Here is a 25855-nt window from a genome sequence, read left to right as displayed (position 1 = left end):
CGCCGGTTACGGGGGCGTACGGGAGTGGTCGGCTCTGGTCAGTACGTGACGGTGATGCGCCGGGCGGGTCCGTCGACGCGTACGAGGCCTCCGTAGGGGATGACGAGCTGCGGATCGGTGTGCCCGAAGTCCACGTCGAAGACGATCGTGGTGTCGGGAGCGTAGGCCCGCATCGCGCGCAGGACGGCCTCGCGCTGCTCGGCTGCGTAACGACCGGCCTCCTGCGGGCCGTTGGGCTGCTGGAAGGACCAGGTCTTCGCCCGGCCCATCAGCAGCGCGGAGAAGCGCTGCAGCAGCCCGCGCTCGCCCATGTTCCGCAGGGTGTAGAAGACCTCCGCCGCGCTCGGCATGTCCTCGGAGGTCTCCAGGAGCAGCACCCCGCCGTCGTACTCGGAGAGGTCGCGTGCGATCTCCCGGTCGGCCATCAGCAGCCAGCCGACGATCTCCAGACAGCCGCCCCAACTGCGGCCCTCCACCACCCGGTCGGTGTTCTCCCAGGTCCATCCATTGCCGGGCCGGGTCGCAGGCTCCGCGTCGAAGGTGGCCGGGTCGGCCCAGTCGCCGTTGACGTCGTTCCAGCGCTCGGCGGGCCCGAGTTCGTACGCGCCCGAGGTGAACAGCGCGGCCCGCAAGGAGTCGGCGGTCTGCGGGTGCATGGCACCGGGGCGGCCCAGCTCGCACATCACGGTCGCGCCGTGGTAGCCGACGATTCCGGTGTTGCGCAGGAAGGCGAGCAGGTTGGTGTTGTCGCTCATCCCGAAGAACGGCTTCGGATTCGCGCGGATCAACTCCCGGTCGAGGAGCGGCAGCACGGTGATCTGGTCGTCGCCGCCGATCGACGCCATGACCGCCTTGATGTCCGGATCGGCGAACGCGGCGTGGATGTCCTCGGCACGCTCCTGCGGTGTCGAGCCCATGGTGCGGGTGGCCGGGTACTCGACCGGTTCGAGCTCGTAGTCCTTGCGCAGCCGCGCCAGGCCCAGTTCGAAGGGGCGCGGGAAGAGGCCGGGCAGGCCGGCGCCGGGCGAGACGACGGCTATGCGGTCGCCGGGGGAGGGCTTGGGCGGATACGAGATCATGGCCAGGAGAATAGGAGCCGTGGCCCGGTCCACGCATCGTGATAAACCGGGCCTGAGCAGCGGTCGCCCACGGCCGCCCCACCGCCGAACGACCGGAGGAACCGTGCCCCGCACCCTGGCCAACGCCCCGATCATGATCCTGAACGGCCCCAACCTGAACCTCCTGGGACAGCGGCAGCCGGAGATCTACGGGTCGGACACGCTCGCCGACGTCGAGGCGATGTGCGTGAAGGCGGCGGCCGCGCACGGCGGCACGATCGACTTCCGTCAGTCCAACCACGAGGGCGAGCTGGTCGACTGGATCCACGAGGCCCGGCTCGACCACTGCGGCATCGTGATCAACCCGGGCGCCTACTCGCACACGTCGGTTGCGATTCTGGACGCACTCAACACCTGCGACGGCCTGCCCGTGCTGGAGGTCCACATCTCCAACATCCACCGGCGCGAGGCCTTCCGGCACCACTCGTACGTCTCGCTGCGGGCCGACGGCGTCATCGCGGGGTGCGGTGTGCAGGGGTATGTGTTCGGGGTGGAGCGGGTGGCAGCGCTGGTGGGGGCGGCTCGGGCCGAGGCGTAAGCCCCGACGGCCTGGCGCACGGTCCTTACAGGCGCCCCGCCTCCACGATCCGCCGCAGGAAGCGCTGCGTACGCTCCTGCTGCGGGTCGCCGAAGATCTGCTCGGCGGCGCCCCGCTCCAGCACGACGCCTCCGTCCAGAAAACAGACCTGGTCGGCGACCTCGCGGGCGAAGCCCATCTCGTGCGTGGCCAGCACCATCGTCATGCCGTCGCCCTTCAGGTCGCGGACGACGTTGAGGACCTCGCCGACCAGCTCCGGGTCGAGGGCCGCGGTGATCTCGTCGAGCAGCAGCAGGCGGGGACGCACGGCCAGGGCGCGCACGATCGCCACACGCTGCTGCTGACCGCCGCTGAGCCGGTCGGGGTACTCGCCCGCCTTCCCGGCCAGCCCGAGCCGCTCCAGGAGCCCCCTGGCGTGTTCCTCGGCCTGCGCGCGGGCGACGCCGTGCACGCGGCGCGGGGCGAGCGTGATGTTCTCCAGCACCGTCATGTGCGGGAACAGGTTGTACGCCTGGAAGACCACGCCGATCCGGCGCCGCACCGCGTCCTGGTCGACGCGCGGATCGGTGATCTCCTCGCCGTCCAGCCAGATCGCGCCGTCGTCGATGTCCTCCAGCAGGTTGGCGCAGCGCAGCAGCGTGGACTTGCCGGAGCCGGAGGCGCCGATCAGGGCCGTCACCGTGCTCGGGGCGACCTCCAGGTCGACGTCCCGCAGGACGACGGAGCCGCCGAAGGTCTTGCGGACGGACTCCATCCGCAGCACCGGAGTCCGCGGTATCGGAGTCCGCGGTACCGGAGTCCGAGGCGTCGGAGCGTCGCTCATGTCGTTCCTCCCTGGGCCCGCTGACGGTCCATCCGGGCCGTCACCCAGTCCGTGAAGCGGGTCATCGGGATGGTCAGGGCCACGAAGACCAGTCCCGCGACGATGTACGGCGTGTAGTTCAGGCTGCGGCCCACGATGATGTCCGCCGCGCGTACGGCGTCGATCGCGCCGCCGATCGACACCAGGCCGGTGTCCTTCTGCAGCGACACCAGGTCGTTCAGCAGCGGCGGCACCTGGCGGCGCACGGCCTGGGGGAGCACCACGTGGCGCAGCGTCTGCCGGTTGTTCAGGCCCAGCGAGCGGGCCGCGGCACGCTGCGAGGGGTGCACGGACTCGATGCCGGCGCGGAACACCTCGGCGACGTACGCCGAGTACGTCAGGGTCAGCGCCGTACCGCCGAGCCACACCGGGTCGACGGTCACACCCTGAAGGCGCAGCGCGGGGACGCCCAGCACCACGATCATCAGGTTGATGATCAGCGGCAGCCCGCGGAAGAAGTCCGTGTACGCCGCCGCCAGCACCCGCAGCGGGAAGAACACCGGGCCGCGCAGGGTGCGGGCCACGGCGATGAGCATGCCGAGCACCAGCACGGCGGCGCCGCAGATCAGCAGCAGCCGGACGTTCAGCCACAGCCCTTCGAGGACCTTGGGCAGCGCCTCGCGCGCGTACTGCCCGTTGAAGAAGGTCTCCTTGGTGCGCGGCCAGCCGGGTGCGCCGATGACGACCAGGTAGAGGACGGCCGCCGTGAGCAGGGTCGACAGCGCGGCGATCGCCGTCGCGCGGCGGGCACGCGCGCGCTTGTAGCGCTCGCGCTCCAGCCGCCGCTGCGAGGGGACGTACGCGTCGCCGGCGCCGCCCCCGGACATGTCGCCCTTGTCGTCCGAGCCGTCCTGGCCGGACTCCTCCTTCGTGACCGTCACTTGAGCACCGGGGCGTCGACGGCGTCGGAGAGCCACTGCTGTTCGAGCTTCGCCAGGGTGCCGTCCTTGCGGAGGGTGTCCACGGCGGCGGTGACGCAGGAGGTGAGCGCGCTGCCCTTGTCGAGCACGAGGCCGAACTGCTCGGGCGCGGCGCCCTGGTTCTCGAACTGGCCGACGATCTCGGCGTCCGTCACCTCGGCGGCGGTGATGTAGAACGCGGTGGGCAGGTCGACCACGATGGCGTCGACCTGGCCGTTCTTCAGCGCGGACTTGGCCTGGTCGTTCTTTGCGTAGACGGCGGCCTGCTGCGTCGGCTTCACCACGTCGTCGATGTAGTCCAGGCTGGTCGTGCCGACCTGCGCGCCCAGCTTGAGGCCCTTGAGGCCCGCGACGGTCGTCGCCTTGGCGGCCTTCGAGCCCTTCAGGGCGATGACGGCCTGGCGTACGTCGTAGTAGCCGGAGGAGAAGTCCACGGCCTTCTTGCGCTCGTCGCTGATCGACACCTGGTTGACGTCGAAGTCGAAGGTCTTCTCGCCCGGCGCGAAAGCCTTGTTGAACGGCACGCTCTGCCAGACCACGGCGCTCTTGTCGTAGCCGAGCTGCTGCGCGACGGCGTAGGCCACGGCCGACTCGAAGCCCTTGCCGTTGGACGGCTTGTCGTCCTTGAACCACGGCTCGTACGCGGGCGAGTCGGTGGCGATGGTCAGCTTGCCGGAGGTCTCGGTGGCGAGCTTGCCCTTGGCGCAGGTGTTCGCGCTCGAACCGGACGGCGTGGAAGCCGCCTTCTCCTCCGGCTGCGGAGCGCAGCCGACAGCGGTCGCGAGGAGGGCTACGGTGGCGCCGGCTACGGCGCGGCGCAGAACACGTGGGGCGAGATGCATGGCGGGAGAGTGGCAGCGAAATCCCTGTTTGTCCAGGTCACGCCATCAATTGTCCGCATGGTGGGAACGGGTGTTGCGTTCTTGTGAACAGGGTCGCGCAGTGCGCCTGGGCCGCCGGCCGAGGGCGGGGATAGCGGACCGGCGGCCCATCCGCGCCGGAGCCGTCATCCCGCGCGGGGCTGGCACCAGTTGACCGTGCAACCACGTGTGCGGGGAGCGCGCGCGAGGCACCGGCGCGTGCACACGATTCACACGGGGCGCGCGTCCCAAAACGCGCGCCCCGTGCAAGGGAGAATTCACCACCCGCGCGCGTGCCACTCCGGAAGGTGCGGCCGCTCCGCGCCCAGCGTGGTGTCGTCGCCGTGGCCCGGATAGACCCAGGTCTCGTCCGGCAGCACGTCGAAGATCTTCGTCTCGACGTCGTGGATCAGGCTCGCGAACGCCTTCGGGTCCTTGCGGGTGTTGCCCACGCCGCCGGGGAAGAGGCAGTCGCCGGTGAACACATGGGGATGGCCGTGCGGGTCGTCGTAGACCAGGGCGATCGAGCCGGGCGTGTGACCGACCAGATGGCGTGCGGTGAGCTCCACGTGTCCCACCCGGATGACGTCGCCGTCGTCCACCAGGACGTCGGTCGGCACGGGGATGCCGTCGGCGTCCTCCCGGCCGGCGTGGGTACGCGCGTGCGTGGCCGCCACGACCTCGGCGAGCGCCTGCCAGTGGTCGCCGTGCTGATGGGTGGTGACGACGGACGCGATGCCGTCGTCACCGATCATGCCGAGCAGGGCGTGGGCGTCGTTGGCCGCGTCGATCAGCAACTGCTCGTCCGTGGCCCGGCAGCGCAGCAGGTAGGCGTTGTTGTTCATCGGGCCGACCGCGATCTTGGTGATCATCAGGTCCTTGAGCTCGTGCACGTCGGCCGGGCCGCCGACCGTCACCTCTCCGCTGTACGTCATGGCGGCAGCCTATAGCGGGGGAAGGGCCGGCAGGGGTCCGCCGTCCACGGTCAGCGCGGATCCGTCACGTCGCCCGGCCAGCCAGCCCAGGAGGTCCGCGGGGGAGCCGCTGACGGTCACCTCGGGTTCCTCGGCCTCGCGGCCCGTGCGCCACGCGCGCGTGCCGTCCGTCAGGCGCGTCGGCGGGACGTCGGGATGTCCGGCGAACCGCTCCGCGAGGAACTCGGTCTCCCGCCCGGTGAACTCCTCCGGCAGGTCCTCCAGCTCGTAGCCGACGCCGAGGTCCACATGGTGCAGCTCGACCTCCGCCCACCGCCGGAAGGGCACCCGGGTCGCCAAGTCGACGACCCCGTTGCGAAGCTCCACGGTGCGCGACCAGTCCGCGGGCGCGGCGCCTGTCGCCTGGAACCGGGCCGCGCTCTCGCGTACGTCCGTGAGCTGGACGTCCAGGGGTCGCGGGGCGTCCCGCTCGATGTCGGCGTCGCGGACGTGCGCGTCGGCGTACATAGGGCGGCCCTCGAGGACGTTCACGAGGGCGTCCGCGTTGCGGGCGAGGTGGGCGAGGACATGGCCGCGGCTCCAGCCGGGCAGGCGTGACGACTCGGTCACCGACGCGTTGTCCAGTTTCGCGACTGCGGTGAGCAGCCGCTCGGTCGCGTCACGTACAGACTCCAGGTCATGAGCGTGATCAATCATGGTGCCGACCCTAGCCCCGCCACCCCTTCGGGTGAAGGCGGCGGACTGCGACCCAAAATCGAATGCACGTGCTATATGGTCGGTGGCGGCGTCGGGCATGCTGGAAGACCGGGGATTGTTGTGAACCGGTGAACCCCGACCGGCGTTGTCAGTGGCTCCCCCTAGTCTGAGAAAGACGGGGGCCCCGCCCCTGTCACTTCTCTCAAGAAAGGTGCGGACCGGCGTGGCCGACCGTCTCATCGTCCGTGGCGCGCGCGAGCACAACCTCAAGAATGTCTCGCTCGACCTGCCACGCGACTCGCTCATCGTCTTCACGGGCCTGTCGGGGTCGGGCAAGTCCTCGCTGGCCTTCGACACCATCTTCGCCGAGGGCCAGCGGCGCTACGTCGAGTCCCTCTCCTCGTACGCCCGTCAGTTCCTCGGCCAGATGGACAAGCCGGACGTCGACTTCATCGAGGGCCTCTCCCCGGCCGTCTCCATCGACCAGAAGTCGACCTCGCGCAACCCGCGCTCCACGGTCGGCACCATCACCGAGGTCTACGACTACCTGCGCCTGCTCTTCGCGCGCATCGGCAAGCCGCACTGCCCCGAGTGCAGCCGGCCGATCACGCGCCAGTCGCCGCAGGCCATCGTCGACAAGGTGCTGGAGCTGCCGGAGGGCAGCCGCTTCCAGGTGCTGTCGCCGCTGGTGCGCGAGCGCAAGGGCGAGTTCGTCGACCTGTTCGCCGACCTCCAGACCAAGGGTTACTCCCGCGCGCGGGTCGACGGCACGACCATCCAGCTCTCCGAACCGCCCACCCTGAAGAAGCAGGAGAAGCACACCATCGAGGTGGTCATCGACCGTCTCACGGTGAAGGACACGGCCAAGCGCCGCCTCACCGACTCGGTGGAGACCGCGCTCGGCCTCTCCGGCGGGATGGTCGTGCTCGACTTCGTCGACCTCCCCGAGGGCGACCCCGAGCGCGAGCGCATGTACTCGGAGCACCTGTACTGCCCGTACGACGACCTGTCCTTCGAGGAGCTCGAGCCCCGCTCCTTCTCCTTCAACTCGCCCTTCGGCGCCTGTCCCGAGTGCACCGGCATCGGCACGCGCATGGAGGTCGACGCCGAGCTGATCGTCCCGGACGAGGACAAGTCCCTCGACGAGGGCGCCATCCACCCCTGGTCGCACGGCCACACCAAGGACTACTTCGGCCGCCTGATCGGCGCCCTCGCGGACGCGCTCGGCTTCCGTACGGACATCCCCTTCGCGGGTCTGCCGCAGCGCGCCAAGAAGGCCCTGCTGTACGGCCACAAGACGCAGATCGAGGTCCGGTACCGCAACAGGTACGGCCGCGAGCGGGTGTACACCACGCCCTTCGAGGGCGCCGTCCCGTTCGTGAAGCGCCGGCACAGCGAGGCCGAGAGCGACGCCAGCCGTGAGCGCTTCGAGGGCTACATGCGTGAGGTGCCCTGCCCCACCTGCGAGGGCACGCGCCTCAAGCCGCTGGTCCTCGCGGTCACGGTCATGGACAAGTCCATCGCCGAGGTCTCCGGGATGTCCATCAGCGACTGCGCGGACTTCCTGGGCGAGCTGAAGCTCAACGCCCGCGACAAGAAGATCGCCGAGCGGGTCCTGAAGGAGGTCAACGAGCGGCTGCGGTTCCTGGTCGACGTCGGCCTGGACTATCTCTCCCTCAACCGCGCGGCCGGCACGCTCTCCGGCGGTGAGGCCCAGCGCATCCGCCTGGCCACCCAGATCGGCTCCGGCCTCGTCGGCGTCCTCTACGTCCTCGACGAGCCGTCCATCGGTCTGCACCAGCGCGACAACCACCGGCTGATCGAGACCCTCGTCCGGCTGCGCGACATGGGCAACACGCTCATCGTCGTCGAGCACGACGAGGACACCATCAAGGTCGCCGACTGGATCGTCGACATCGGCCCCGGGGCCGGCGAGCACGGCGGCAAGGTCGTACACAGCGGCTCCTTGAAGGAGCTGCTCGCCAACGCCGAGTCGCAGACCGGGCAGTACCTGTCCGGCAAGAAGGCGATCCCGGTGCCCGACATCCGGCGCCCGCAGGACCCCTCCCGCCGGCTCACCGTGCACGGCGCCCGCGAGAACAACCTGCAGGACATCGACGTGTCCTTCCCGCTGGGCGTGTTCACCGCGGTCACCGGCGTCTCCGGCTCCGGCAAGTCCACGCTGGTCAACGACATCCTGTACACGCACCTGGCCCGCGAGCTGAACGGCGCGAGGAACGTTCCAGGGCGGCACACGCGCGTGGACGGCGACGACCTCGTCGACAAGGTCGTGCACGTCGACCAGTCGCCCATCGGCCGCACCCCGCGCTCCAACCCGGCCACCTACACGGGCGTCTTCGACCACGTCCGCAAGCTGTTCGCGGAGACCACCGAGGCGAAGGTCCGCGGCTATCTGCCCGGCCGCTTCTCCTTCAACGTCAAGGGCGGCCGCTGCGAGAACTGCGCGGGCGACGGCACGATCAAGATCGAGATGAACTTCCTCCCGGACGTCTACGTCCCGTGCGAGGTCTGCCACGGCGCCCGCTACAACCGGGAGACGCTGGAGGTCCACTACAAGGGCAAGTCCATCGCAGACGTCCTGAACATGCCGATCGAGGAGGCGACGGACTTCTTCGAGGCGGTCCCCGCGATCGCCCGCCACCTCAACACCCTGAAGGACGTCGGCCTCGGCTACGTCCGGCTCGGCCAGTCCGCGACGACGCTGTCCGGCGGTGAGGCCCAGCGTGTGAAGCTCGCCAGCGAGCTCCAGCGCCGTTCCACCGGCCGCACGGTCTACGTCCTGGACGAGCCGACGACGGGTCTGCACTTCGAGGACATCAGCAAGCTCCTGAAGGTCCTCGCCGGCCTCGTCGACAAGGGCAACACGGTCATCGTCATCGAGCACAACCTCGACGTGATCAAGACCGCCGACTGGGTCGTCGACATGGGTCCCGAGGGCGGCGCCGGCGGTGGTCTGGTGGTCGCCGAGGGCACGCCCGAGGAGATCGCCGGGGTGCCGACCAGCCACACCGGCAAGTTCCTGCGGGAGGTCCTCGGCGCCGACCGGATCAGCGACGCCGCCCAGGTGAGGACCCCGCGCAGGACGGCGGCGAAGAAGACGGTCGCGGCCCGGACCACGGCGCGCAAGACGGCGACTGCCAAGACGTCGACGGCGAACGACACGGCGACCAAGAAGGCCGCCGGGGCGACGACGAAGGCGACCCCCGCGAAGAAGACGACGCGGGCCCGCAAGGCCTGACGAACCGCGCGAGACACACGGCGCCCCGCGGGAACTCCCCGCGGGGCGCCGCCCGTTGCCCCTTTCCCGGGCCGACGCCACCCCCCGGTGCCGTCCCCCCCCGGCAGTGCCGACAACCTCTAGAACTCGCCCAGTTCGGAGGCGTACGGCGGTTCCGCTCCGGCCCGGGAGCAGGTGATCGCCGCCGCGCGGGCGGCGAACCGCAGCAACTGCCCCCAGCCGTCGGCGCCCAGCGCCTCGAGGGCCGCCGGAGACAGGGCGTCCCGCGCCGAAAGTCCGTGCAGCAGGGCCGCGTTCACCGTGTCCCCCGCGCCGATGGTGTCCACCACGTCCACCTCCTCACCCGGCACCGCGTACACGGCGCCGCTCCGGGTGAAAGCGGTCAGTCCGTCCCCGCCCTGGGTGATCACGACGGCCGAGGGACCGGCGGACAGCCACTCGCGCGGGGTGCCGCCCAGCCACTCGGCGTCCTCCTTGGAGAGCTTGAGCAGGGACACCGAGGGCAGCCAGCTCTTGAAGCGGGCCCGGTAGCCGTCGGCGTCGGGGATCAGCCCGGGGCGGATGTTCGGGTCGAGCACGGTGAACAGGCCCTGCGCCGCGGCGGCCCGCAGCAGCTCCTCGTACGCGCTCGCACCCGGCTCCAGGACGAGCGAGCAGGTGCCGAAGGAGACCGCGCGCGTCCCCTCGGGCAGCGTGGCCGGCATCGAGAACAGCCGGTCGGCGGTGCCCTCGACGTAGAAGGAGTAGGCGGCCGAACCGTTCCCGTCGATCGTGGCGACGGCGAGCGTGGTCGGCTCCGGACCGCGTTGCACCGACGACAGGTCCACGCCGGATTCCCGCAGTCTGCCCAGCAGCGCCTCGCCGAAGGCGTCCCGCGAGGTGCGGGAGCAGAAGGCCGTGGGGGAGCCGAGGCGGCCCAGCGCGACGGCCGTGTTGTAGGGGCCGCCGCCGAGCGCCGGCTGCAGACCCGCGAGGGCGCCCGTGCCCTGCGGTACCAGGTCGATCAGGGCCTCACCGGCGACGACGATCACTGGACGGTTCCTTTCGGGTTCTCCGGCTGCACATGCGAGGGACGACGGTGCGGGCGAGCGCCACGAGTGCGCGTCGGCCGGTCGCCGGACAACGGCACGGCACGGTGTCCTCAGGCCTGGGCAGGCCGCGCTCGCGCAGGGCGTGTGGGGTGCTCGGAGGGCCGGCGCTCATCGCGTGCCGTTCAGGGCGTACGAGACGGCCGCCGGGCGGACACCCGCGTGCCGCGCGACGTCGGCCATGGTCGGCATCGCGCCCTTCCCGCCCCTCGGACCTCGCGGCCTCTCACTGACCTTCCGGCCGGGAAGCTATCCCATTCGAAGGCGCGCGTAAACGCGGGCCCACACCTTCGCGAACGCCTGAACGGGCAGCGAAACGGCCGTTCACTCCCAGTCCCAGCCGATGCCCACCATGCCCGACCGCACCCGCGGCTCGACGAGGTGCACCGAGCGGTGCCGGCCGCTGAACGGCAGTTCCTGGCGGCCGCCGCGCGGCGCCGCCGCCGAGTGCTGGGTGAACCGGTGGCAGCGCACCGGCAGGGCGTGCTCGTCGAAGCGGATCTGCAGGGCGTACTGGCCGCCCGCCGAGCCGAAGCCGCGGACGTACTCGCGGGACGCGCCGGCGGTGCCGTCCTCGACGCCGTAGCGGAAGAGGAAGGTGTCGCCGGCCCTTAGGCGGGTGTCGAAGAGGAGTTCGGCCACGAGCACGCCGGTGTCGTGGTGGCGGCGGACGCGGCCGGCCCGGCAGTTCTCCAGGGCGTGCACCGCCATCCGCTCCGGGGTGCATCCGGGGTCGCCGTGGTGGACGGCCACGAAGCGGTCGACGCCGTCACGGTGGGCGCGCACGATGTGCTGCGACTCGCGCCCCAGGAGCTCGCGACGCGCCCCGATGCGGACCCGTTCGTGATGGCCCAGGGTGTGCAGCCCGCCGTCGACGGGGCACTCCAGTTCGCCGAGCAGCTGTTCGAGGATGCCGGAGGCCTCCTGGAGCGAACGGTAGGTGCGGCCCGCTGGCTGTCCGGCCGCCGCAGTGCCGCCCCCGTCGGGCTCCGCGAGCAGCCGGATCAGGGACTCCTCCGGCAGGTGCAGGATCTCCTCCAGCGCGCGCACGGCCCGCAGCGACTCGGGGCGCTGCGGCCGCCGGGCGCCCTGCTGCCAGTAGCTCAGGCTCGTCACGCCCACCTTGACCCCGTAACGCGACAGATGGTGCTGGACGCGCTGCAGCGGCAGTCCACGGGCGGCTATCGCGGCGCGCAGCGCCACATGGAAGGGGCCGCCCCGCAGTGCCGTCTGAAGTTCCGCCGCGGCGGCGGTGTCGACGGCGGCGTCCGCGTGCTGTGTGGCGTGCGGCATGCAGGGGCCTTTCTGTGAATACTCACGACGGCTGGTCGGACCGTGCGCGTGGAGGGTCGGGGCCTTGCCTGCGTCGCCGGAACTCCTTCACATCCGTAGGGCGGCCTTCAGGGCCCCGAGTTCCCCCGCATTGAAGCGTGTTGACCAAGTCCCGACAACACCTGTTGCCCGAGTGGCACGTGCACGTGGCCGAGTCGGTGCCCCAGGGGCCGCGCCTCCTGAGCCCCGCACGTCCACAGCCCCGTCGGACACCCCGACCGTTGTCCACAGCCCCACCGGAGTGTCACCCCGCGCCAGTAGGGTGTGAGACATGGCCGACCCCTCCAGCTACCGCCCCAAGCCGGGACAGATCCCGGACTCTCCGGGGGTGTACCGATTCCGCGACGAGCACCGCCGGGTGATCTACGTCGGAAAGGCGAAGAGCCTGCGTCAGCGCCTTGCGAACTACTTCCAGGACCTGGCGGGCCTGCACCCGCGCACCCGCACGATGGTCACCACGGCCGCGTCGGTGGAGTGGACGGTGGTGTCCACGGAGGTCGAGGCGCTGCAGCTGGAGTACTCCTGGATCAAGGAGTACGACCCCCGGTTCAACGTCAAGTACCGCGACGACAAGAGCTACCCGTACCTCGCGGTCACGATGAACGAGGATTACCCGCGCGTGCAGGTGATGCGCGGCCACAAGAAGAAGGGCGTCAGGTACTTCGGGCCGTACGCGCACGCGTGGGCGATCCGGGACACCGTCGACCTGCTGCTGCGCGTCTTCCCCGTGCGCACCTGCTCCGCCGGCGTGTTCAAGAACGCCGCCCGCACCGGCCGGCCCTGTCTGCTCGGCTACATCGGCAAGTGTTCCGCTCCCTGCGTGGGCCGGATCTCCCCCGACGACCACTTCGAACTCGCCGACGAGTTCTGCGACTTCATGACCGGCCGCACCGGCACCTACCTCCGCCGTCTGGAGAAGCAGATGATGGAGGCGGCCGAGGAGATGGAGTACGAGCGGGCCGCCCGCTTGCGCGACGACATCGAGGCGCTGAAGAAGGCCATGGAGAAGAACGCGGTCGTGCTCGCGGACGCGACCGACGCCGACCTGATCGCGGTCGCCGAGGACGAGCTGGAGGCGGCCGTCCAGATCTTCCACGTCCGCGGCGGACGCGTGCGCGGCCAGCGCGGCTGGGTCACCGACAAGGTCGAGGACGTCACGACCGGCGCCCTCGTCGAGCATGCCCTCCAGCAGTTGTACGGCGAGGAGACGGGCGACTCCGTCCCCAAGGAGGTCCTGGTCCCCGCCCTGCCCGACCCGGTCGAACCCGTGCAGGAGTGGCTCACCGGGCGGCGCGGGTCCCACGTGTCGCTGCGCATCCCGCAGCGGGGCGACAAGAAGGCCCTGATGGAGACCGTCGAACGCAACGCACAGCAGGCGCTCGTCCTGCACAAGACGAAGCGGGCCTCCGACCTGACCACGCGCTCGCGTGCCCTGGAGGAGATCGCCGAGGCCCTCGACCTGGACAGCGCCCCGCTGCGCATCGAGTGCTACGACATCTCCCACCTCCAGGGGGACGACGTCGTGGCCTCCATGGTCGTCTTCGAGGACGGTCTGCAGCGCAAGAGCGAGTACCGCCGCTTCCAGATCAAGGGCTTCGAGGGTCAGGACGACGTCCGCTCCATGCACGAGGTGATCACCCGCCGCTTCCGGCGCTACCTCGCGGAGAAGGAGCGGACGGGTGAGTGGGTCGACGAGGAGCCGGACGGCGATCTCGGCCAGGGCCTGAAGGACGAGGAGGGCCGCCCCAAGCGCTTCGCCTACCCGCCCCAGCTCGTCGTCGTCGACGGCGGACAGCCCCAGGTCGCGGCCGCCAAGCGGGCGCTGGACGAGCTCGGTGTCGACGACATCGCCGTCTGCGGCCTCGCCAAGCGGCTGGAGGAGGTCTGGCTGCCGGACGACGACGACCCGGTCGTCCTGCCCCGCAGCAGCGAGGGCCTCTACCTGCTCCAACGCGTCCGTGACGAGGCACACCGCTTCGCGATCACCTACCAGCGCACCAAGCGGGCCAAACGCTTCCGCGCCGGTCCGCTGGACGAGGTGCCGGGGCTCGGCGAGGCGCGCAAGCAGGCGCTGATCAAGCACTTCGGGTCGGTGAAGAAGCTGCGCGCCGCGACGATCGAGCAGATCTGCGAGGTCCCCGGCATAGGCCGCAAGACGGCCGAGACCATCGCCGTGGCCCTCGCGCAGGCGGCACCGCCCGCCCCCGCCGTGAACACGGCGACCGGAGAGATCATTGATGATGAGGAACCCGACACCACGACGGGTTCCCCCGGAGACCCCGTGACGGCGGGCGCCCCGGAAGAACGACGGGGGCAGGAGACATGACCGAGCACGAGACACACCCCACAGACCAGCGAGAACAGACCCCAGCGGGGCCCGACAGCCCCCAGCAAGAAGCACGCCAGGAAGACGGAGCACAGGTGAGTACGGACGTCACCCCACCCGGGATCCCCGAGGCGGCCATCCCCGAGCTGGTGATCATCTCCGGCATGTCCGGGGCCGGCCGCTCGACGGCGGCCAAGTGTCTGGAGGACCTCGGCTGGTTCGTCGTCGACAACCTCCCGCCCGCGCTGATCCCCACCATGGTGGAGCTGGGCGCCCGCTCCCAGGGCAACGTGGCGCGGATCGCGGTCGTCGTCGACGTCCGAGGCCGGCGCTTCTTCGACAACCTCCGCGAGTCCCTCGCCGACCTGGCGTCGAGGAACGTCACACGGCGGATCGTCTTCCTGGAGTCCTCCGACGACGCCCTGGTGCGCCGCTTCGAGTCCGTGCGCCGCCCGCACCCCCTGCAGGGCGACGGCCGCATCGTCGACGGCATCGACGCCGAGCGCGAGCTGCTGCGCGAGCTGCGCGGTGACGCCGACCTGGTGATCGACACCTCCAGCCTCAACGTGCACGAGCTGCGCGCCAAGATGGACGCCCAGTTCGCGGGCGAGGAGGAGCCCGAACTGCGGGCCACCGTCATGTCCTTCGGCTTCAAGTACGGCCTGCCGGTCGACGCCGACCTGGTCGTGGACATGCGGTTCCTGCCCAACCCGCACTGGGTGCCGGAGCTGCGCCCCTACACCGGCCTCAACGAGGAGGTCTCCACGTACGTCCTCAACCAGCCCGGCGCGAAGGAGTTCCTCGACCGGTACGCCGAACTCCTCCAGCTGGTTGCTGCGGGCTACCGTCGGGAGGGCAAGCGTTATGTGACCATCGCGGTCGGCTGCACGGGCGGCAAGCACCGCTCGGTGGCCATGTCGGAGAAGCTCGCCGCGCGCCTCGCGGCCGAGGGCGTGGAGACGGTGGTCGTGCACCGGGACATGGGACGGGAATGACAGGACGTACTCCGCGGCTCGGCCGGCTGCGCAGGGTCGCCCCCGAGGGGCGCGCGGGCCGGCCGGTCGAGGCCCGCGGCGGCAAACCGCGCCGCCGCGGCACCCAGCCCAAGGTCGTCGCCCTCGGCGGCGGCATGGGCCTGTCCGCCTCGCTCACCGCACTGCGCCGGATCACCGGTGACCTCACCGGCGTCGTCACGGTGGCCGACGACGGCGGCTCCAGCGGACGCCTGCGCGACGAGCTGGGCGTGCTGCCGCCCGGCGACCTGCGCAAGGCGCTGGCCGCCCTGTGCGGCGACGACGACTGGGGCCAGACCTGGGCCCGGGTCATCCAGCACCGCTTCCAGTCGCAGGGCGAGATCAACGGCCACGCGGTCGGCAACCTGCTGATCGTCGCCCTGTGGGAACAGCTCGGCGACCACGTCCAGGCGCTGGATCTGGTCGGCAAGCTGCTCGGCGCGCAGGGGCGGGTGCTGCCCATGTCCGCCGTGCCGCTGGAGCTCCAGGCGCTGGTCAAGGGGCACGACCCGGACCGGCCGGACGACATCGACACCGTCCGGGGACAGGCGACCGTGGCGCTGACGCGCGGCGAGGTGCAGTCCGTGCACCTGGTGCCGAACGACCCGCCGGCCGTCCCCGAGGCCGTCGCCGCCGTCCTGGACGCGGACTGGGTGGTGCTCGGGCCCGGCTCCTGGTTCTCCTCGGTCATGCCGCACCTGCTGGTGCCCGAGCTGCTGGACGCCCTCATGGAGACCAAGGCGCGCCGGGTGCTCTCCTTGAACCTGGCCCCGCAACCGGGAGAAACCGACGGCTTCTCCCCGCAGCGTCATTTGGAGGTTTTGGGACGACACGCCCCTAAACTCGCCCTGGACGTGGTGCTGGCCGACGAGGCAGCCGCGCCCGACCGCGACTCGCTGACCGACGCCGCCAAACGCTTCGGGGCCGCGGTCGAGCTGGCGCCGGTGGCCCGGCCCGACGGAACCCCGAGGCATGACCCGGAGCTGTTGGCCGCCGCGTACGACCGTATTTTTCGGATGCATGGAAGGATCGGCCCATGGCGATGACGGCAGCGGTGAAGGACGAGATCTCCCGGCTCCCCGTCACCCGGACCTGCTGCAGAAAGGCGGAGGTCTCCGCCATTCTGCGGTTCGCCGGCGGCCTCCACCTGGTGAGCGGGCGCATCGTGATCGAGGCGGAGCTGGACACCGCGATGGCGGCCCGGCGGCTCAAGCGGGACATCATGGAGATCTTCGGCCACAGCTCGGAGCTGATCGTGATGGCTCCCGGCGGTCTGCGCCGCGGCTCGCGCTATGTCGTGCGCGTGGTCGCGGGCGGCGACCAGCTGGCCCGGCAGACGGGGCTCGTCGACGGCCGCGGCCGTCCGATCCGGGGTCTGCCCCCGCAGGTGGTCTCCGGCGCGACCTGTGACGCGGAGGCGGCCTGGCGCGGGGCCTTCCTGGCGCACGGCTCGCTCACCGAGCCCGGCCGCTCCTCCTCCCTGGAGGTGACCTGCCCCGGCCCGGAGGCCGCGCTCGCGCTGGTCGGCGCCGCCCGCCGGCTCTCCATCGCGGCGAAGGCCCGCGAGGTGCGCGGGGTCGACCGGGTCGTCGTCCGCGACGGCGACGCGATCGGGGCGCTGCTCACCCGGCTCGGCGCACACGAGTCGGTGCTGGCCTGGGAGGAGCGCCGGATGCGCCGCGAGGTGCGGGCCACGGCGAACCGGCTCGCCAACTTCGACGACGCCAACCTGCGCCGCTCCGCCCGAGCCGCCGTCGCCGCCGGGGCCCGGGTCCAGCGCGCCCTGGAGATCCTCGGGGACGAGGTGCCCGAGCATCTCGCGGCGGCCGGCCGGCTGCGCATGGACCACAAGCAGGCCTCCCTGGAGGAGCTGGGCGCGCTCGCCGACCCGCCGCTGACGAAGGACGCGGTCGCCGGCCGGATCCGCCGGCTGCTGGCGATGGCCGACAAGCGCGCCTCCGACCTCGGCATCCCGGGCACGGACGCCAACCTCGGCGAGGAGCTCGCCGACAACCTGGTCGGCTGAGAACCCGTCAGAACGCCGGTGGTGTCCTCGTGCTGTCATCCGATGGGGTGACACCGCGAGGACACCACCGGCAGGTGCATGGCTTTGAGGCGCCCTTGACTGGATCATGATCTGTCATGAGCCTGGCAGAGTTCGCTGCTGTGGCGAACTCACGCTAGGGGGGTTCATGAGACGTAGAGCGAGATCGATCCTCGCTGTCGGCGCCCTGCTGCTCGGCGGAGCGGCGCTCGCACCCATCGCCCAGGCACAGTCCGCAAACTCGCCGAAACCCGACCCGGACGAGGTCAAGGTCTTCCGGGCCGAGGTCACCAAGAAGCAGGTACCCCTGCTGCTGGCGGCCGGCCAGGACGGCCACGAACTCGGCGAGCAGGCGCCCGCGAAGGGCACCGCCACGGTTGAGGTCTACCTCACCGACAAGCAGGCGAAGAAGCTTCAGAAGCAGGGTGTCGAGCTCACCGAGCACACGCTTTCGGCCAAGGCGGAAAACCGCGTCGAGGCCGCCGCCGAGGGCGTGTTCCGCCCGTACAGCGGCAGCGGCGGCCTGAAGGAGGAGATCCTCCGCACCGGCCAGGAGAATCCCGGGCTCACCAAGGTCGTCTCCATCGGCAAGACCGTCAACGGCCAGGACATCCTCGCTCTCAAACTGACCAAGGGCGCCAAGAAGTCCAAGGACGGCTCCAAGCCGTCGGTCCTGTACATGTCCAACCAGCACGCGCGCGAGTGGATCACCCCGGAGATGACCCGCCGGCTGATGCACTACTACCTGGACAACTACAAGACCGACAAACGTGTCAGGAAGATCGTCGACTCCAGCGAACTGTGGTTCGTGATCTCGGCCAACCCCGACGGCTACGACTACACCTTCAAGGACTCCGACACCCGGCTGTGGCGGAAGAACTTGCGGGACGTCAACGGCGACGGCGTGATCTCCACCGGTGACGGCGTCGACCTCAACCGCAACTTCGCCTACAAGTGGGGCTACGACGACGAGGGTTCGTCCCCCAACCCCACCAGCGAGACCTACCGCGGCGCGAGCCCCGGCTCCGAGCCCGAGACCAAGGCGCTCGACGCCTTCGAGAAGCGGATCGGGTTCACGTACGGCATCAACTACCACTCCGCCGCCGAACTGCTCCTCTACGGCGTCGGCTGGCAGGTCGCCACCGACACCCCGGACGATGTCGCCTACAAGGCGCTCGCCGGCACCCCCGACAACAGCGCGGTGCCGGGCTACCACCCGCAGGTCTCCTCGGAGCTGTACACGACGAACGGCGAGGCGGACGGCCATGCGTCGAACGTCAACGGCCTCGCCATGTTCACCCCGGAGATGTCGACCTGCCAGACCGCGTCGAACATCGACCCGAACGACCAGTGGAACGCCTCCGACTGCCAGTCGGGCTTCAACTTCCCGGACGACGAGAAGCTGATCCAGGGCGAGTTCGCCAAGAACGTCCCGTTCGCGCTCTCCGTCGCCGAGTCCGTCGCCCAGCCCGACCAGCCGAAGTCCTCGGTCGGTCTGACGGCCGCCGACTTCACCCCGGCGCCGTTCACCACGTCGTACTCGCGCGGCGCCGACCAGGAGGTCTCCGTCGTCGTACGCAAGGCGATCCGGGACAAGGAGGTCAAGTACCGCGTCAACGGCGGCCGTACGCACGAGCGGGCGCTCAAGGCCTGGAAGGGCGGCGAGACCTACGGCGGGGACGACAACCTCTTCTTCGACGAGTACCGGGCCAAGGTGCGAGGCGGGGGACCGGGCGACAAGGTCGAGGTGTGGTTCACCGGTGCGACCAAGGCCGGCAAGAAGGTCTCCAGCTCGCACTTCACGTACACGATCGCCGCACGCCCCCAGGCCGACACGCTCGTCGTCGCCGAGGAGGGCGCGGCCGCCACACAGGCGCAGACCTACGTCGACGCGCTGAAGGCCAACGGCCGCAAGGCGGTCGTCTGGGACGTCGCCGCCCAGGGCGCGCCCGACGCGCTCGGCGTGCTGAGCCACTTCGACACGGTCGTCCACTACACGGGCGCGAGCGTCCCCGGCAATCCGACCCAGCTCGAACTGCGCGCCTTCCTCAACGAGGGCGGCAAGCTGATCGAGGCGGGCGAGCTGGCCGGCGGCAGCGTCGACCTCGGCGACGGCACCCCGTCCAACGACTTCAGCCAGTACTACCTGGGCGCCTACTCCCGTACCTCGACCCCCGGCGCCACCGGCTTCACCGGCTCCGGAAAGCTCGGCGGCCTCAGCGGGGCCCTCGGCGCCGCGCCCGGCAACCCGCTCGACAAGGCGGGCACCTACGGGGTCACCTCGGACGAGCTGCCGGCCGCCTCCTACCCGCAGTTCAAGAGCGCGGGCGCGGGCCGGTTCGCCGGGACGGTCAACCCGTACGGGCCGTACACGGGCTCGTACATGGCCGCCGCGGTGCACACCGACGACGCCTACAAGCGCCTCACCCGCACCATCGACCTCAGCGGTGTCGGTGCGGCGAGCAGGCCCACCCTGCGTACCCAGCTCCTGTGGGACACCGAGCCCGGCTACGACAACGCGATCGTCGAGATCCACACGGTCGGCGCCGACGACTGGACCACGCTCCCCGAGGCGGGCGGCGCCACCACCGCCGCCGTGCCCGCGGACTGCGACGCCGGCTTCTACATCACCGAGCACCCGTGGCTGCGGCACTACCTCACCCTCGGCTCGGGCGCCTGCACCGCGACCGGCACCACCGGTTCCTGGAACGCCCTCACCGGCGCCTCCAGCGGCTGGCAGCAGGTGAACTTCGACCTGAGCGCCTACGCGGGCAAGAACGTCGAGGTGTCGATCTCCTACGTCACCGACCCCGGCACCGGCGGCCACGGCGTCCTCGCGGACGACGCCTCGCTGGTCGTGGGGGGCGCCGTCACCCAGGCGGAGGGCTTCGAGACCTCGCTCGGCGCCTGGCGGGCCGCCGGTCCGCCCGCGGGCAGCCCGGCCGTCCTGAAGGACTGGACGCGCACCGGCGCCCTGTTCCAGACGTACGGAGCGGTCACCACCGACGACACCGTGCTGCTGGGCTTCGGCCTGGAACACGTCACCTCGGCGGCCGACCGCAAGGCGCTCATCGGAAAGGCGCTCGACTCACTTGAGAGCTGACACGCCGAAGTCAACCCCGCATCATCGTTCGTAACCGAATCGAGTGATGGGGCCTTCCGGCCCGGGCGGTCCGTACCCCTACTGGCGGGTACGGGACGCCCTGCCGTGTATGGGCGGACTCGATGTCACCGCGGCGGCCTCGGAGAGGTAGGGTCGGGGGTGGTCGGGGACATCCCAAATACAGCTCGCCGGCACCGCATGGCCGGCGTACCAACGAGGAGATCGGTTCGTGACGATCCGCGTAGGCATCAACGGCTTTGGCCGCATCGGTCGTAACTACTTCCGCGCGCTGCTGGAGCAGGGTGCTGACATCGAGATCGTGGCTGTCAACGACCTGGGTGACACCGCGACAACCGCACACCTCCTGAAGTACGACACCATCCTGGGCCGCCTCAAGGCCGAGGTGTCGCACACCGCCGACACGATCACGGTCGACGGCCACACCATCAAGGTGCTCTCCGAGCGCAACCCCGCCGACATCCCGTGGGGCGAGCTCGGCGTCGACATCGTCATCGAGTCGACCGGCATCTTCACCAAGAAGGCCGACGCCGAGAAGCACATCGCGGGCGGCGCCAAGAAGGTCCTCATCTCGGCTCCGGCCAAGGACGAGGACATCACCATCGTGATGGGCGTCAACCAGGACAAGTACGACGCGGCCAACCACCACGTCATCTCCAACGCCTCCTGCACCACCAACTGTGTGGCGCCGATGGCCAAGGTCCTCGACGAGAACTTCGGCATCGTCAAGGGCCTGATGACGACGGTCCACGCGTACACCAACGACCAGCGGATCCTGGACTTCCCGCACTCGGACCTGCGCCGCGCCCGCGCCGCCGCCGAGAACATCATCCCGACCACCACGGGCGCCGCGAAGGCCACCGCGCTGGTCCTCCCGCAGCTCAAGGGCAAGCTCGACGGCATCGCGATGCGCGTCCCGGTCCCCACCGGCTCGGCCACCGACCTGGTCGTGACGCTGCAGCGCGAGGTCACCAAGGACGAGGTCAACGCCGCGTTCAAGAAGGCCTCCGAGGACGGCGACCTCAAGGGCTACCTGTCCTACACCGAGGACCCGATCGTCTCCTCGGACATCGTCGGCGACCCGGCCTCCTGCACCTTCGACTCCTCCCTGACCATGGTCCAGGAGGGCAACTCGGTGAAGATCCTCGGCTGGTACGACAACGAGTGGGGCTACTCCAACCGCCTCGTCGACCTGACGGTCTTCGTCGGCGGCCAGCTCTGATCGACAGATCAGGCACCTCGATGTGAGTGCAGGGCTCGGGCGGCGCAGGGACGCGCCGCCCGAGCCCTGCGTCACGTACCGACAGCCCTCTCACGCCAGGAGTCCCCGTAATGAAGACGATCGACGAACTTCTCGCCGAAGGCGTCGTAGGCAAGCGGGTCTTCGTCCGCGCCGACCTCAACGTGCCGCTCGACGGCACGACCATCACCGACGACGGCCGCATCCGCGCCGTGCTGCCCACCGTCAAGGCCCTCGCGGAGGCGGGCGCCAAGGTCGTCGTCGCCTCGCACCTGGGCCGGCCCAAGGGCGAGCCGGACCCGGCCTTCTCCCTCGCTCCCGCCGCCGCCCGGCTGGGCGAGCTCCTGGGCTCCGCCGTGGCCTTCGCGACCGACACGGTCGGCGAGTCCGCGCAGTCGACGGTCGCCGGCCTGGGCGACGGCCGGGTCGCCGTCATCGAGAACCTGCGGTTCAACGCCGGCGAGACCGCCAAGGACGACACCGAGCGCGGCGCCTTCGCCGACCGGCTCGCCGCCCTGGCGGACGTCTACGTCGGCGACGGCTTCGGCGCGGTGCACCGCAAGCACGCGTCCGTCTACGACCTCCCGGCACGGCTGCCGCACGCCGCCGGCTTCCTGATCGCCACCGAGGTCGGCGTCCTGAAGAAGCTCACTGAGGACGTCAAGCGGCCCTACGTCGTCGCGCTCGGCGGCGCCAAGGTCTCCGACAAGCTCGCCGTCATCGACCAGCTGCTCGGCAAGGCCGACCGCATCCTCATCGGCGGCGGCATGGCCTACACGTTCCTCAAGGCCCAGGGCCACGAGGTCGGCATCTCCCTCCTCCAGGAGGACCAGGTCCCCGCGGTGCAGGAGTACATCGAGCGCGCGCAGAAGACCGGCGTCGAGCTGGTCCTGCCGGTCGACGTCCTCGTCGCCCCCGAGTTCCCGGACCTGAAGACGAAGGCCCCCGCGAACCCCACCACCGTCGCCGCGGACGCGATCCCCGCCGACCAGGAGGGTCTGGACATCGGTCCCGAGACCCGCAAGCTGTACGCCTCGAAGCTCGCCGACGCCGCCACCGTCTTCTGGAACGGGCCCATGGGCGTCTTCGAGCACCCCGACTACGCCGAGGGCACCAAGGCGGTCGCCCAGGCCCTCGTCGACTCCCCGGCGTTCACGGTCGTCGGCGGCGGCGACTCCGCCGCGGCCGTCCGCCTCCTGGGCTTCGACGAGAACGCATTCGGCCACATCTCGACCGGCGGCGGCGCCTCCCTCGAATACCTCGAGGGCAAGACGCTCCCCGGCCTCGCCGCACTGGAGGACTGACCCCGCATGACCACTCGCACGCCGCTGATGGCGGGCAACTGGAAGATGAACCTCAACCACCTCGAGGCCATCGCCCACGTCCAGAAGCTCGCCTTCGCCCTCGCCGACAAGGACTACGACGCCGTCGAGGTCGCCGTCCTGCCGCCCTTCACCGACCTGCGCTCCGTGCAGACCCTGGTGGACGGCGACAAACTCAAGATCAAGTACGGCGCCCAGGACATCTCGGCGCACGACTCCGGCGCCTACACCGGCGAGATCTCCGGACCCATGCTCGCCAAGCTGAAGTGCACGTTCGTGGCCATCGGTCACTCCGAGCGCCGTCAGTACCACAACGAGACCGACGAGCTCGTGAACGCCAAGGTCAAGGCCGCCTACAAGCACGGCCTGACCCCGATCCTGTGCGTGGGCGAGGAGCTGGAGGTCCGCGAGGCGGGCAACCACGTCTCGCACACCCTCGCCCAGGTCGAGGGCGGTCTGAAGGACCTCCCGGCCGAGCAGGCCGAGTCCGTCGTGATCGCCTACGAGCCCGTGTGGGCCATCGGCACCGGCAAGGTCTGCGGCGCCGAGGACGCGCAGGAGGTCTGCGCCGCCATCCGCGCCAAGATCGCCGAGCTCTACACCCAGGAGCTGGCCGACCGGGTCCGCATCCAGTACGGCGGTTCCGTGAAGTCCGGCAACGTCGCCGAGATCATGGCGAAGGCCGACATCGACGGCGCGCTGATCGGCGGCGCCTCGCTGGACGTCGACGAGTTCGTCAAGATCGTGCGCTTCCGCGACCAGTGATCCCACGGTGATCCGACGGTGATCCGAGCTGTGAGTATGCGGTAGCGGCGATCCGTCGTACTCTTGCGGGGGCATGGCGGATGACGCTGTGCCCCCGCTGTTCATCCGAGTCGTTATCCGAATCCGAGGAAGTTGGTCCAGCCGTGGTTTTGGGGTTCTCGATCGCCCTGATCGTCTTCAGCCTGCTGCTGATGCTGCTGGTGCTGATGCACAAGGGGAAGGGCGGCGGCCTCTCCGACATGTTCGGTGGCGGCATGCAGTCTTCCGTCGGCGGCTCCTCGGTCGCCGAGCGCAACCTCGACCGCATCACCGTCGTCATCGGTTTCCTGTGGTTCGCCTGCATCATCGTCCTCGGCATCGTGATGAAGAGCTGATCAGCCTCTCTCAGGTACGCACATTCCGGTACGTAAGGCCCCATGTTCGGTACGCGCAGCTGAGCGCGGCCTATCATGGGGCTTGCGTCTAGGTGTGGGAGCTGTAACTCCAATCACTGGACGCGCGTTGGGCCTTACGTAGACTGAGGCGCTCGCAGCGAAGCGAAACGCCGACTCGCTTTGCGGCACCATCACGCAGGGAGTTACGACCGTGGCAAGTGGCAACGCGATCCGAGGAAGCCGGGTCGGGGCGGGGCCGATGGGCGAGGCCGAGCGGGGCGAGTCCGCGCCGCGTCTGCGCATCTCCTTCTGGTGCTCCAACGGACACGAGACGGTGCCCAGCTTCGCCAGCGACGCGCAGGTTCCCGAGACCTGGGACTGCCCGCGCTGCGGCTTTCCCGCCGGACAGGACCGGGACAACCCCCCGGACCCACCCCGTACCGAGCCCTACAAGACGCATCTCGCCTATGTGCGGGAGCGGCGCAGCGACGCGGACGGCGAAGCGATCCTCGCCGAGGCGCTCGCCAAACTGCGGGGCGAGATCTAGAAGTTGACGAGACCGGCCGGGTGCCTACGGGCGCCTGGCCGGAGTTGTTTCGCGGGCCGGCAAGGTCCGTGTGCCCACCGATTGTCAGTGGTGCCCTCTACGGTTTTCGTAGCGGTTCTCGTGTGTGCGGCGAACCGGCGGACCATGAGGGGGACGTGTGGCGACGGTCGGTGTGGTGGGCGGTCGCGCGCCCGCGTGGCGCGGGGGGTTCGGGCGGCTGTGGAGCGCCGCCGTGATCTCGCGCTTCGGGGATGCGCTGCGGACGACCGCGCTGCCCCTGCTCGCCGTGCAGCTCACGGACGAGCCGCTGGTCATCGCCTCCGTGACCGCCTGCGCCTACCTCCCCTGGCTGCTGTTCGGGCTGCTCGGCGGGGCCGTCGCCGACCGGGTGGACCAGCGGCGCGCGATGTGGGCCGTGGACACCGTGCGCGGCCTGCTCGTCGCCGCCTTCGCCCTCGCCGTGGGACTCGGCCACGCCTCCATCCCTCTGCTGCTCGCCCTCGCCTTCCTGCTGACCACCCTTCAGACGCTTTTCGACAACGCCTCCACGGCCCTGCTGCCCTCCCTGGTGGACGCCGAGGCCCTCGGCGCGGCCAACGCCCGCCTGATGACCGGCCAGCAGCTCGCGGGCGGCCTGCCGGCGGGCCCGTTCGTGCCGCTGCTGCTCGGCGTGGGCGCCTGTATGCCGTTCGCCGCCGACGCGGGCACGTATCTGCTGGCCGCCGCCCTGGTGGCCTCCCTGCGGATACGGCCGGCCGAGCGGGAGCCGCGCCCCGCCGGCAGCACCCTGCGCGCGGAGATCGGCGAGGGCCTGCGCCATCTGTGGGGCGACCGCGTCCTGCGGCCGATCTGCCTGGCCACCCTGCTGTGCAACATCGGCATGGGCGCCCTGATCGCCACCCTGGTCCTGCACGTGACGCGCTGGCTGCACGCCGGCGACACCGGATTCGCCGCCGCGATGACCTTCTACGCGCTCGGCAGCCTCGTCGGCGGTCTCCTCGCCCAGCGCCTCGCGCGCCGCGTCGGCAGGGCCCGCGCCCTGCTGCTCGGCGGAGCCGTCCAGACGGCCTCACTGCTGGTCATGGGAACCGTGCGGCACCTCGGCGCCCTGCTCGCGGGCATGCTGCTGCTCGGCCTCATGAACATGGTGTGGAACGTCAACCAGGTCACGCTGATGCAGCAGCGCAGCCCGGCGCCCATGGTGGGCCGCATCGCCTCCGCCTTCCGCACGGCCTCCACCTCCGGCGCCCCCGTGGGCGCCCTGCTCGGCGGAGCGGCGGCCGGGGCCTTCGGCCTCAACGCGCCCGCACTGCTGGCGGCCCTGCTCTTCGCACTCGCCGTCGCCGCGTTGATACCGGCGGGCAAGGCGGACGTACCTGTTGTTGCCCCGCAGGACCGTGGCACGTCCGCTCACGTCACCTCCTGATCAACTAGGTTGGGAGCGGCGGGGCAAGCCGTGCGAGGCAGCACGGACAGGTGAGAGCCTGTGTCATAT

Annotated in this window: 21 protein-coding genes; 13 read left to right on the top strand and 8 right to left on the bottom strand. The window is 70.5% G+C overall.

Annotated elements, in window-relative coordinates; genetic code table 11:
- Positions 1-38 precede the first annotated feature (38 nt).
- Positions 39-1085, bottom strand: a complete 1047-nt coding sequence (locus tag ACZ5SK_RS00995) for a S66 family peptidase (RefSeq protein ID WP_334583857.1) — start codon at positions 1083-1085, stop codon at positions 39-41.
- 97 nt (positions 1086-1182) lie between these two features.
- Between ACZ5SK_RS00995 and aroQ the strand changes: the two genes are divergently transcribed.
- Positions 1183-1656 carry a type II 3-dehydroquinate dehydratase gene (gene aroQ, locus ACZ5SK_RS00990; protein WP_334583712.1) on the top strand — a complete coding sequence of 158 codons (474 nt, stop codon included), beginning with the start codon at positions 1183-1185 and terminating at the stop codon, positions 1654-1656.
- Positions 1657-1681: 25 nt separating this feature from the next.
- Here aroQ and ACZ5SK_RS00985 read toward each other — a convergent pair whose 3' ends face one another.
- From ACZ5SK_RS00985 to ACZ5SK_RS00965, 5 genes are all read right to left on the bottom strand, one after another.
- Positions 1682-2479, bottom strand: coding sequence for an amino acid ABC transporter ATP-binding protein (locus ACZ5SK_RS00985; protein WP_443041395.1), 798 nt, complete (start codon positions 2477-2479; stop codon positions 1682-1684).
- Positions 2476-3399, bottom strand: a complete 924-nt coding sequence (locus ACZ5SK_RS00980) for an amino acid ABC transporter permease (protein WP_334583711.1) — start codon at positions 3397-3399, stop codon at positions 2476-2478. Before ACZ5SK_RS00980 ends, ACZ5SK_RS00985 begins: the two co-directional genes overlap by 4 nt.
- The gene (locus ACZ5SK_RS00975) at positions 3396-4280 is read right to left on the bottom strand and encodes an ABC transporter substrate-binding protein (protein ID WP_334583710.1); all 885 of its coding nucleotides are present in this window, start codon (positions 4278-4280) and stop codon (positions 3396-3398) included. The genes ACZ5SK_RS00980 and ACZ5SK_RS00975 overlap by 4 nt, the downstream gene beginning before the upstream one ends.
- A gap of 296 nt (positions 4281-4576) precedes the next feature.
- The gene (locus ACZ5SK_RS00970) at positions 4577-5233 is read right to left on the bottom strand and encodes an MBL fold metallo-hydrolase (protein WP_334583709.1); all 657 of its coding nucleotides are present in this window, start codon (positions 5231-5233) and stop codon (positions 4577-4579) included.
- Positions 5234-5242: 9 nt separating this feature from the next.
- Positions 5243-5929 carry a maleylpyruvate isomerase family mycothiol-dependent enzyme gene (locus ACZ5SK_RS00965; protein ID WP_334583708.1) on the bottom strand — a complete coding sequence of 229 codons (687 nt, stop codon included), beginning with the start codon at positions 5927-5929 and terminating at the stop codon, positions 5243-5245.
- Positions 5930-6152: 223 nt separating this feature from the next.
- Between ACZ5SK_RS00965 and uvrA the strand changes: the two genes are divergently transcribed.
- Positions 6153-9188 (top strand): excinuclease ABC subunit UvrA, encoded by a 3036-nt coding sequence (uvrA, locus tag ACZ5SK_RS00960; RefSeq protein ID WP_334583707.1) that lies wholly within the window; start codon positions 6153-6155, stop codon positions 9186-9188.
- 119 nt (positions 9189-9307) lie between these two features.
- Here uvrA and ACZ5SK_RS00955 read toward each other — a convergent pair whose 3' ends face one another.
- Positions 9308-10219 carry a carbohydrate kinase family protein gene (locus tag ACZ5SK_RS00955; protein WP_334583706.1) on the bottom strand — a complete coding sequence of 304 codons (912 nt, stop codon included), beginning with the start codon at positions 10217-10219 and terminating at the stop codon, positions 9308-9310.
- A gap of 381 nt (positions 10220-10600) precedes the next feature.
- Positions 10601-11569 carry a hypothetical protein gene (locus tag ACZ5SK_RS00950; RefSeq protein ID WP_334583705.1) on the bottom strand — a complete coding sequence of 323 codons (969 nt, stop codon included), beginning with the start codon at positions 11567-11569 and terminating at the stop codon, positions 10601-10603.
- Positions 11570-11879: 310 nt separating this feature from the next.
- On the opposite strand from ACZ5SK_RS00950, the gene uvrC reads away from it, so the two are divergent.
- The 11 genes from uvrC to ACZ5SK_RS00895 all read left to right on the top strand — a co-directional run bounded on the left by uvrC (position 11880) and on the right by ACZ5SK_RS00895 (position 25786).
- Positions 11880-13934: an excinuclease ABC subunit UvrC gene (gene uvrC, locus ACZ5SK_RS00945; protein ID WP_334583704.1), complete on the top strand. Its 2055-nt coding sequence runs from the start codon at positions 11880-11882 to the stop codon at positions 13932-13934.
- Positions 13931-14929, top strand: a complete 999-nt coding sequence (rapZ, locus tag ACZ5SK_RS00940) for an RNase adapter RapZ (protein ID WP_334583703.1) — start codon at positions 13931-13933, stop codon at positions 14927-14929. Before uvrC ends, rapZ begins: the two co-directional genes overlap by 4 nt.
- Positions 14926-15993, top strand: coding sequence for a gluconeogenesis factor YvcK family protein (locus ACZ5SK_RS00935; protein ID WP_079663057.1), 1068 nt, complete (start codon positions 14926-14928; stop codon positions 15991-15993). The genes rapZ and ACZ5SK_RS00935 overlap by 4 nt, the downstream gene beginning before the upstream one ends.
- The gene (gene whiA / locus ACZ5SK_RS00930) at positions 15984-16973 is read left to right on the top strand and encodes a DNA-binding protein WhiA (protein WP_334583702.1); all 990 of its coding nucleotides are present in this window, start codon (positions 15984-15986) and stop codon (positions 16971-16973) included. The genes ACZ5SK_RS00935 and whiA overlap by 10 nt, the downstream gene beginning before the upstream one ends.
- Before the next feature lie 166 nt (positions 16974-17139).
- On the top strand, positions 17140-20094 hold the full coding sequence (locus ACZ5SK_RS00925; RefSeq protein ID WP_468575038.1) for a M14 family metallopeptidase: 2955 nt from the start codon (positions 17140-17142) through the stop codon (positions 20092-20094).
- A 229-nt stretch (positions 20095-20323) separates the two neighbouring features.
- Positions 20324-21334, top strand: coding sequence for a type I glyceraldehyde-3-phosphate dehydrogenase (gap, locus tag ACZ5SK_RS00920; RefSeq protein ID WP_334583700.1), 1011 nt, complete (start codon positions 20324-20326; stop codon positions 21332-21334).
- Between the two features lie 110 nt (positions 21335-21444).
- Positions 21445-22656: a phosphoglycerate kinase gene (locus tag ACZ5SK_RS00915; protein WP_361700253.1), complete on the top strand. Its 1212-nt coding sequence runs from the start codon at positions 21445-21447 to the stop codon at positions 22654-22656.
- Positions 22657-22662: 6 nt separating this feature from the next.
- Positions 22663-23439, top strand: coding sequence for a triose-phosphate isomerase (gene tpiA, locus ACZ5SK_RS00910; protein WP_361700256.1), 777 nt, complete (start codon positions 22663-22665; stop codon positions 23437-23439).
- Between the two features lie 143 nt (positions 23440-23582).
- A complete protein-coding gene (secG, locus tag ACZ5SK_RS00905; RefSeq protein ID WP_099937594.1) occupies positions 23583-23813 on the top strand; it encodes a preprotein translocase subunit SecG in 231 nt (76 codons plus the stop codon).
- Between the two features lie 211 nt (positions 23814-24024).
- Positions 24025-24360 carry an RNA polymerase-binding protein RbpA gene (locus tag ACZ5SK_RS00900; protein WP_078615979.1) on the top strand — a complete coding sequence of 112 codons (336 nt, stop codon included), beginning with the start codon at positions 24025-24027 and terminating at the stop codon, positions 24358-24360.
- Between the two features lie 157 nt (positions 24361-24517).
- A complete protein-coding gene (locus ACZ5SK_RS00895; protein ID WP_443041394.1) occupies positions 24518-25786 on the top strand; it encodes an MFS transporter in 1269 nt (422 codons plus the stop codon).
- Positions 25787-25855 lie beyond the last annotated feature (69 nt).

The sequence above is a fragment of the Streptomyces sp. NPDC031474 genome (assembly GCF_055581185.1).
This window is presented reverse-complemented; position numbering and strand designations above follow the sequence as displayed.

Bases quoted from the DNA above. Each gene is read 5' to 3' on its own strand.
- ACZ5SK_RS00965 (WP_334583708.1), bottom strand. From the start codon at position 5,929: ATGATTGATCACGCTCATGACCTGGAGTCTGTACGTGACGCGACCGAG.
- ACZ5SK_RS00925 (WP_468575038.1), top strand. From the start codon at position 17,140: ATGAGACGTAGAGCGAGATCGATCCTCGCTGTCGGCGCCCTGCTGCTC.
- ACZ5SK_RS00950 (WP_334583705.1), bottom strand. From the start codon at position 11,569: ATGCCGCACGCCACACAGCACGCGGACGCCGCCGTCGACACCGCCGCC.
- ACZ5SK_RS00985 (WP_443041395.1), bottom strand. From the start codon at position 2,479: ATGAGCGACGCTCCGACGCCTCGGACTCCGGTACCGCGGACTCCGATA.
- uvrC (WP_334583704.1), top strand. From the start codon at position 11,880: ATGGCCGACCCCTCCAGCTACCGCCCCAAGCCGGGACAGATCCCGGAC.
- ACZ5SK_RS00975 (WP_334583710.1), bottom strand. From the start codon at position 4,280: ATGCATCTCGCCCCACGTGTTCTGCGCCGCGCCGTAGCCGGCGCCACC.
- ACZ5SK_RS00915 (WP_361700253.1), top strand. From the start codon at position 21,445: ATGAAGACGATCGACGAACTTCTCGCCGAAGGCGTCGTAGGCAAGCGG.
- ACZ5SK_RS00935 (WP_079663057.1), top strand. From the start codon at position 14,926: ATGACAGGACGTACTCCGCGGCTCGGCCGGCTGCGCAGGGTCGCCCCC.
- whiA (WP_334583702.1), top strand. From the start codon at position 15,984: ATGGCGATGACGGCAGCGGTGAAGGACGAGATCTCCCGGCTCCCCGTC.
- tpiA (WP_361700256.1), top strand. From the start codon at position 22,663: ATGACCACTCGCACGCCGCTGATGGCGGGCAACTGGAAGATGAACCTC.
- rapZ (WP_334583703.1), top strand. From the start codon at position 13,931: ATGACCGAGCACGAGACACACCCCACAGACCAGCGAGAACAGACCCCA.
- ACZ5SK_RS00970 (WP_334583709.1), bottom strand. From the start codon at position 5,233: ATGACGTACAGCGGAGAGGTGACGGTCGGCGGCCCGGCCGACGTGCAC.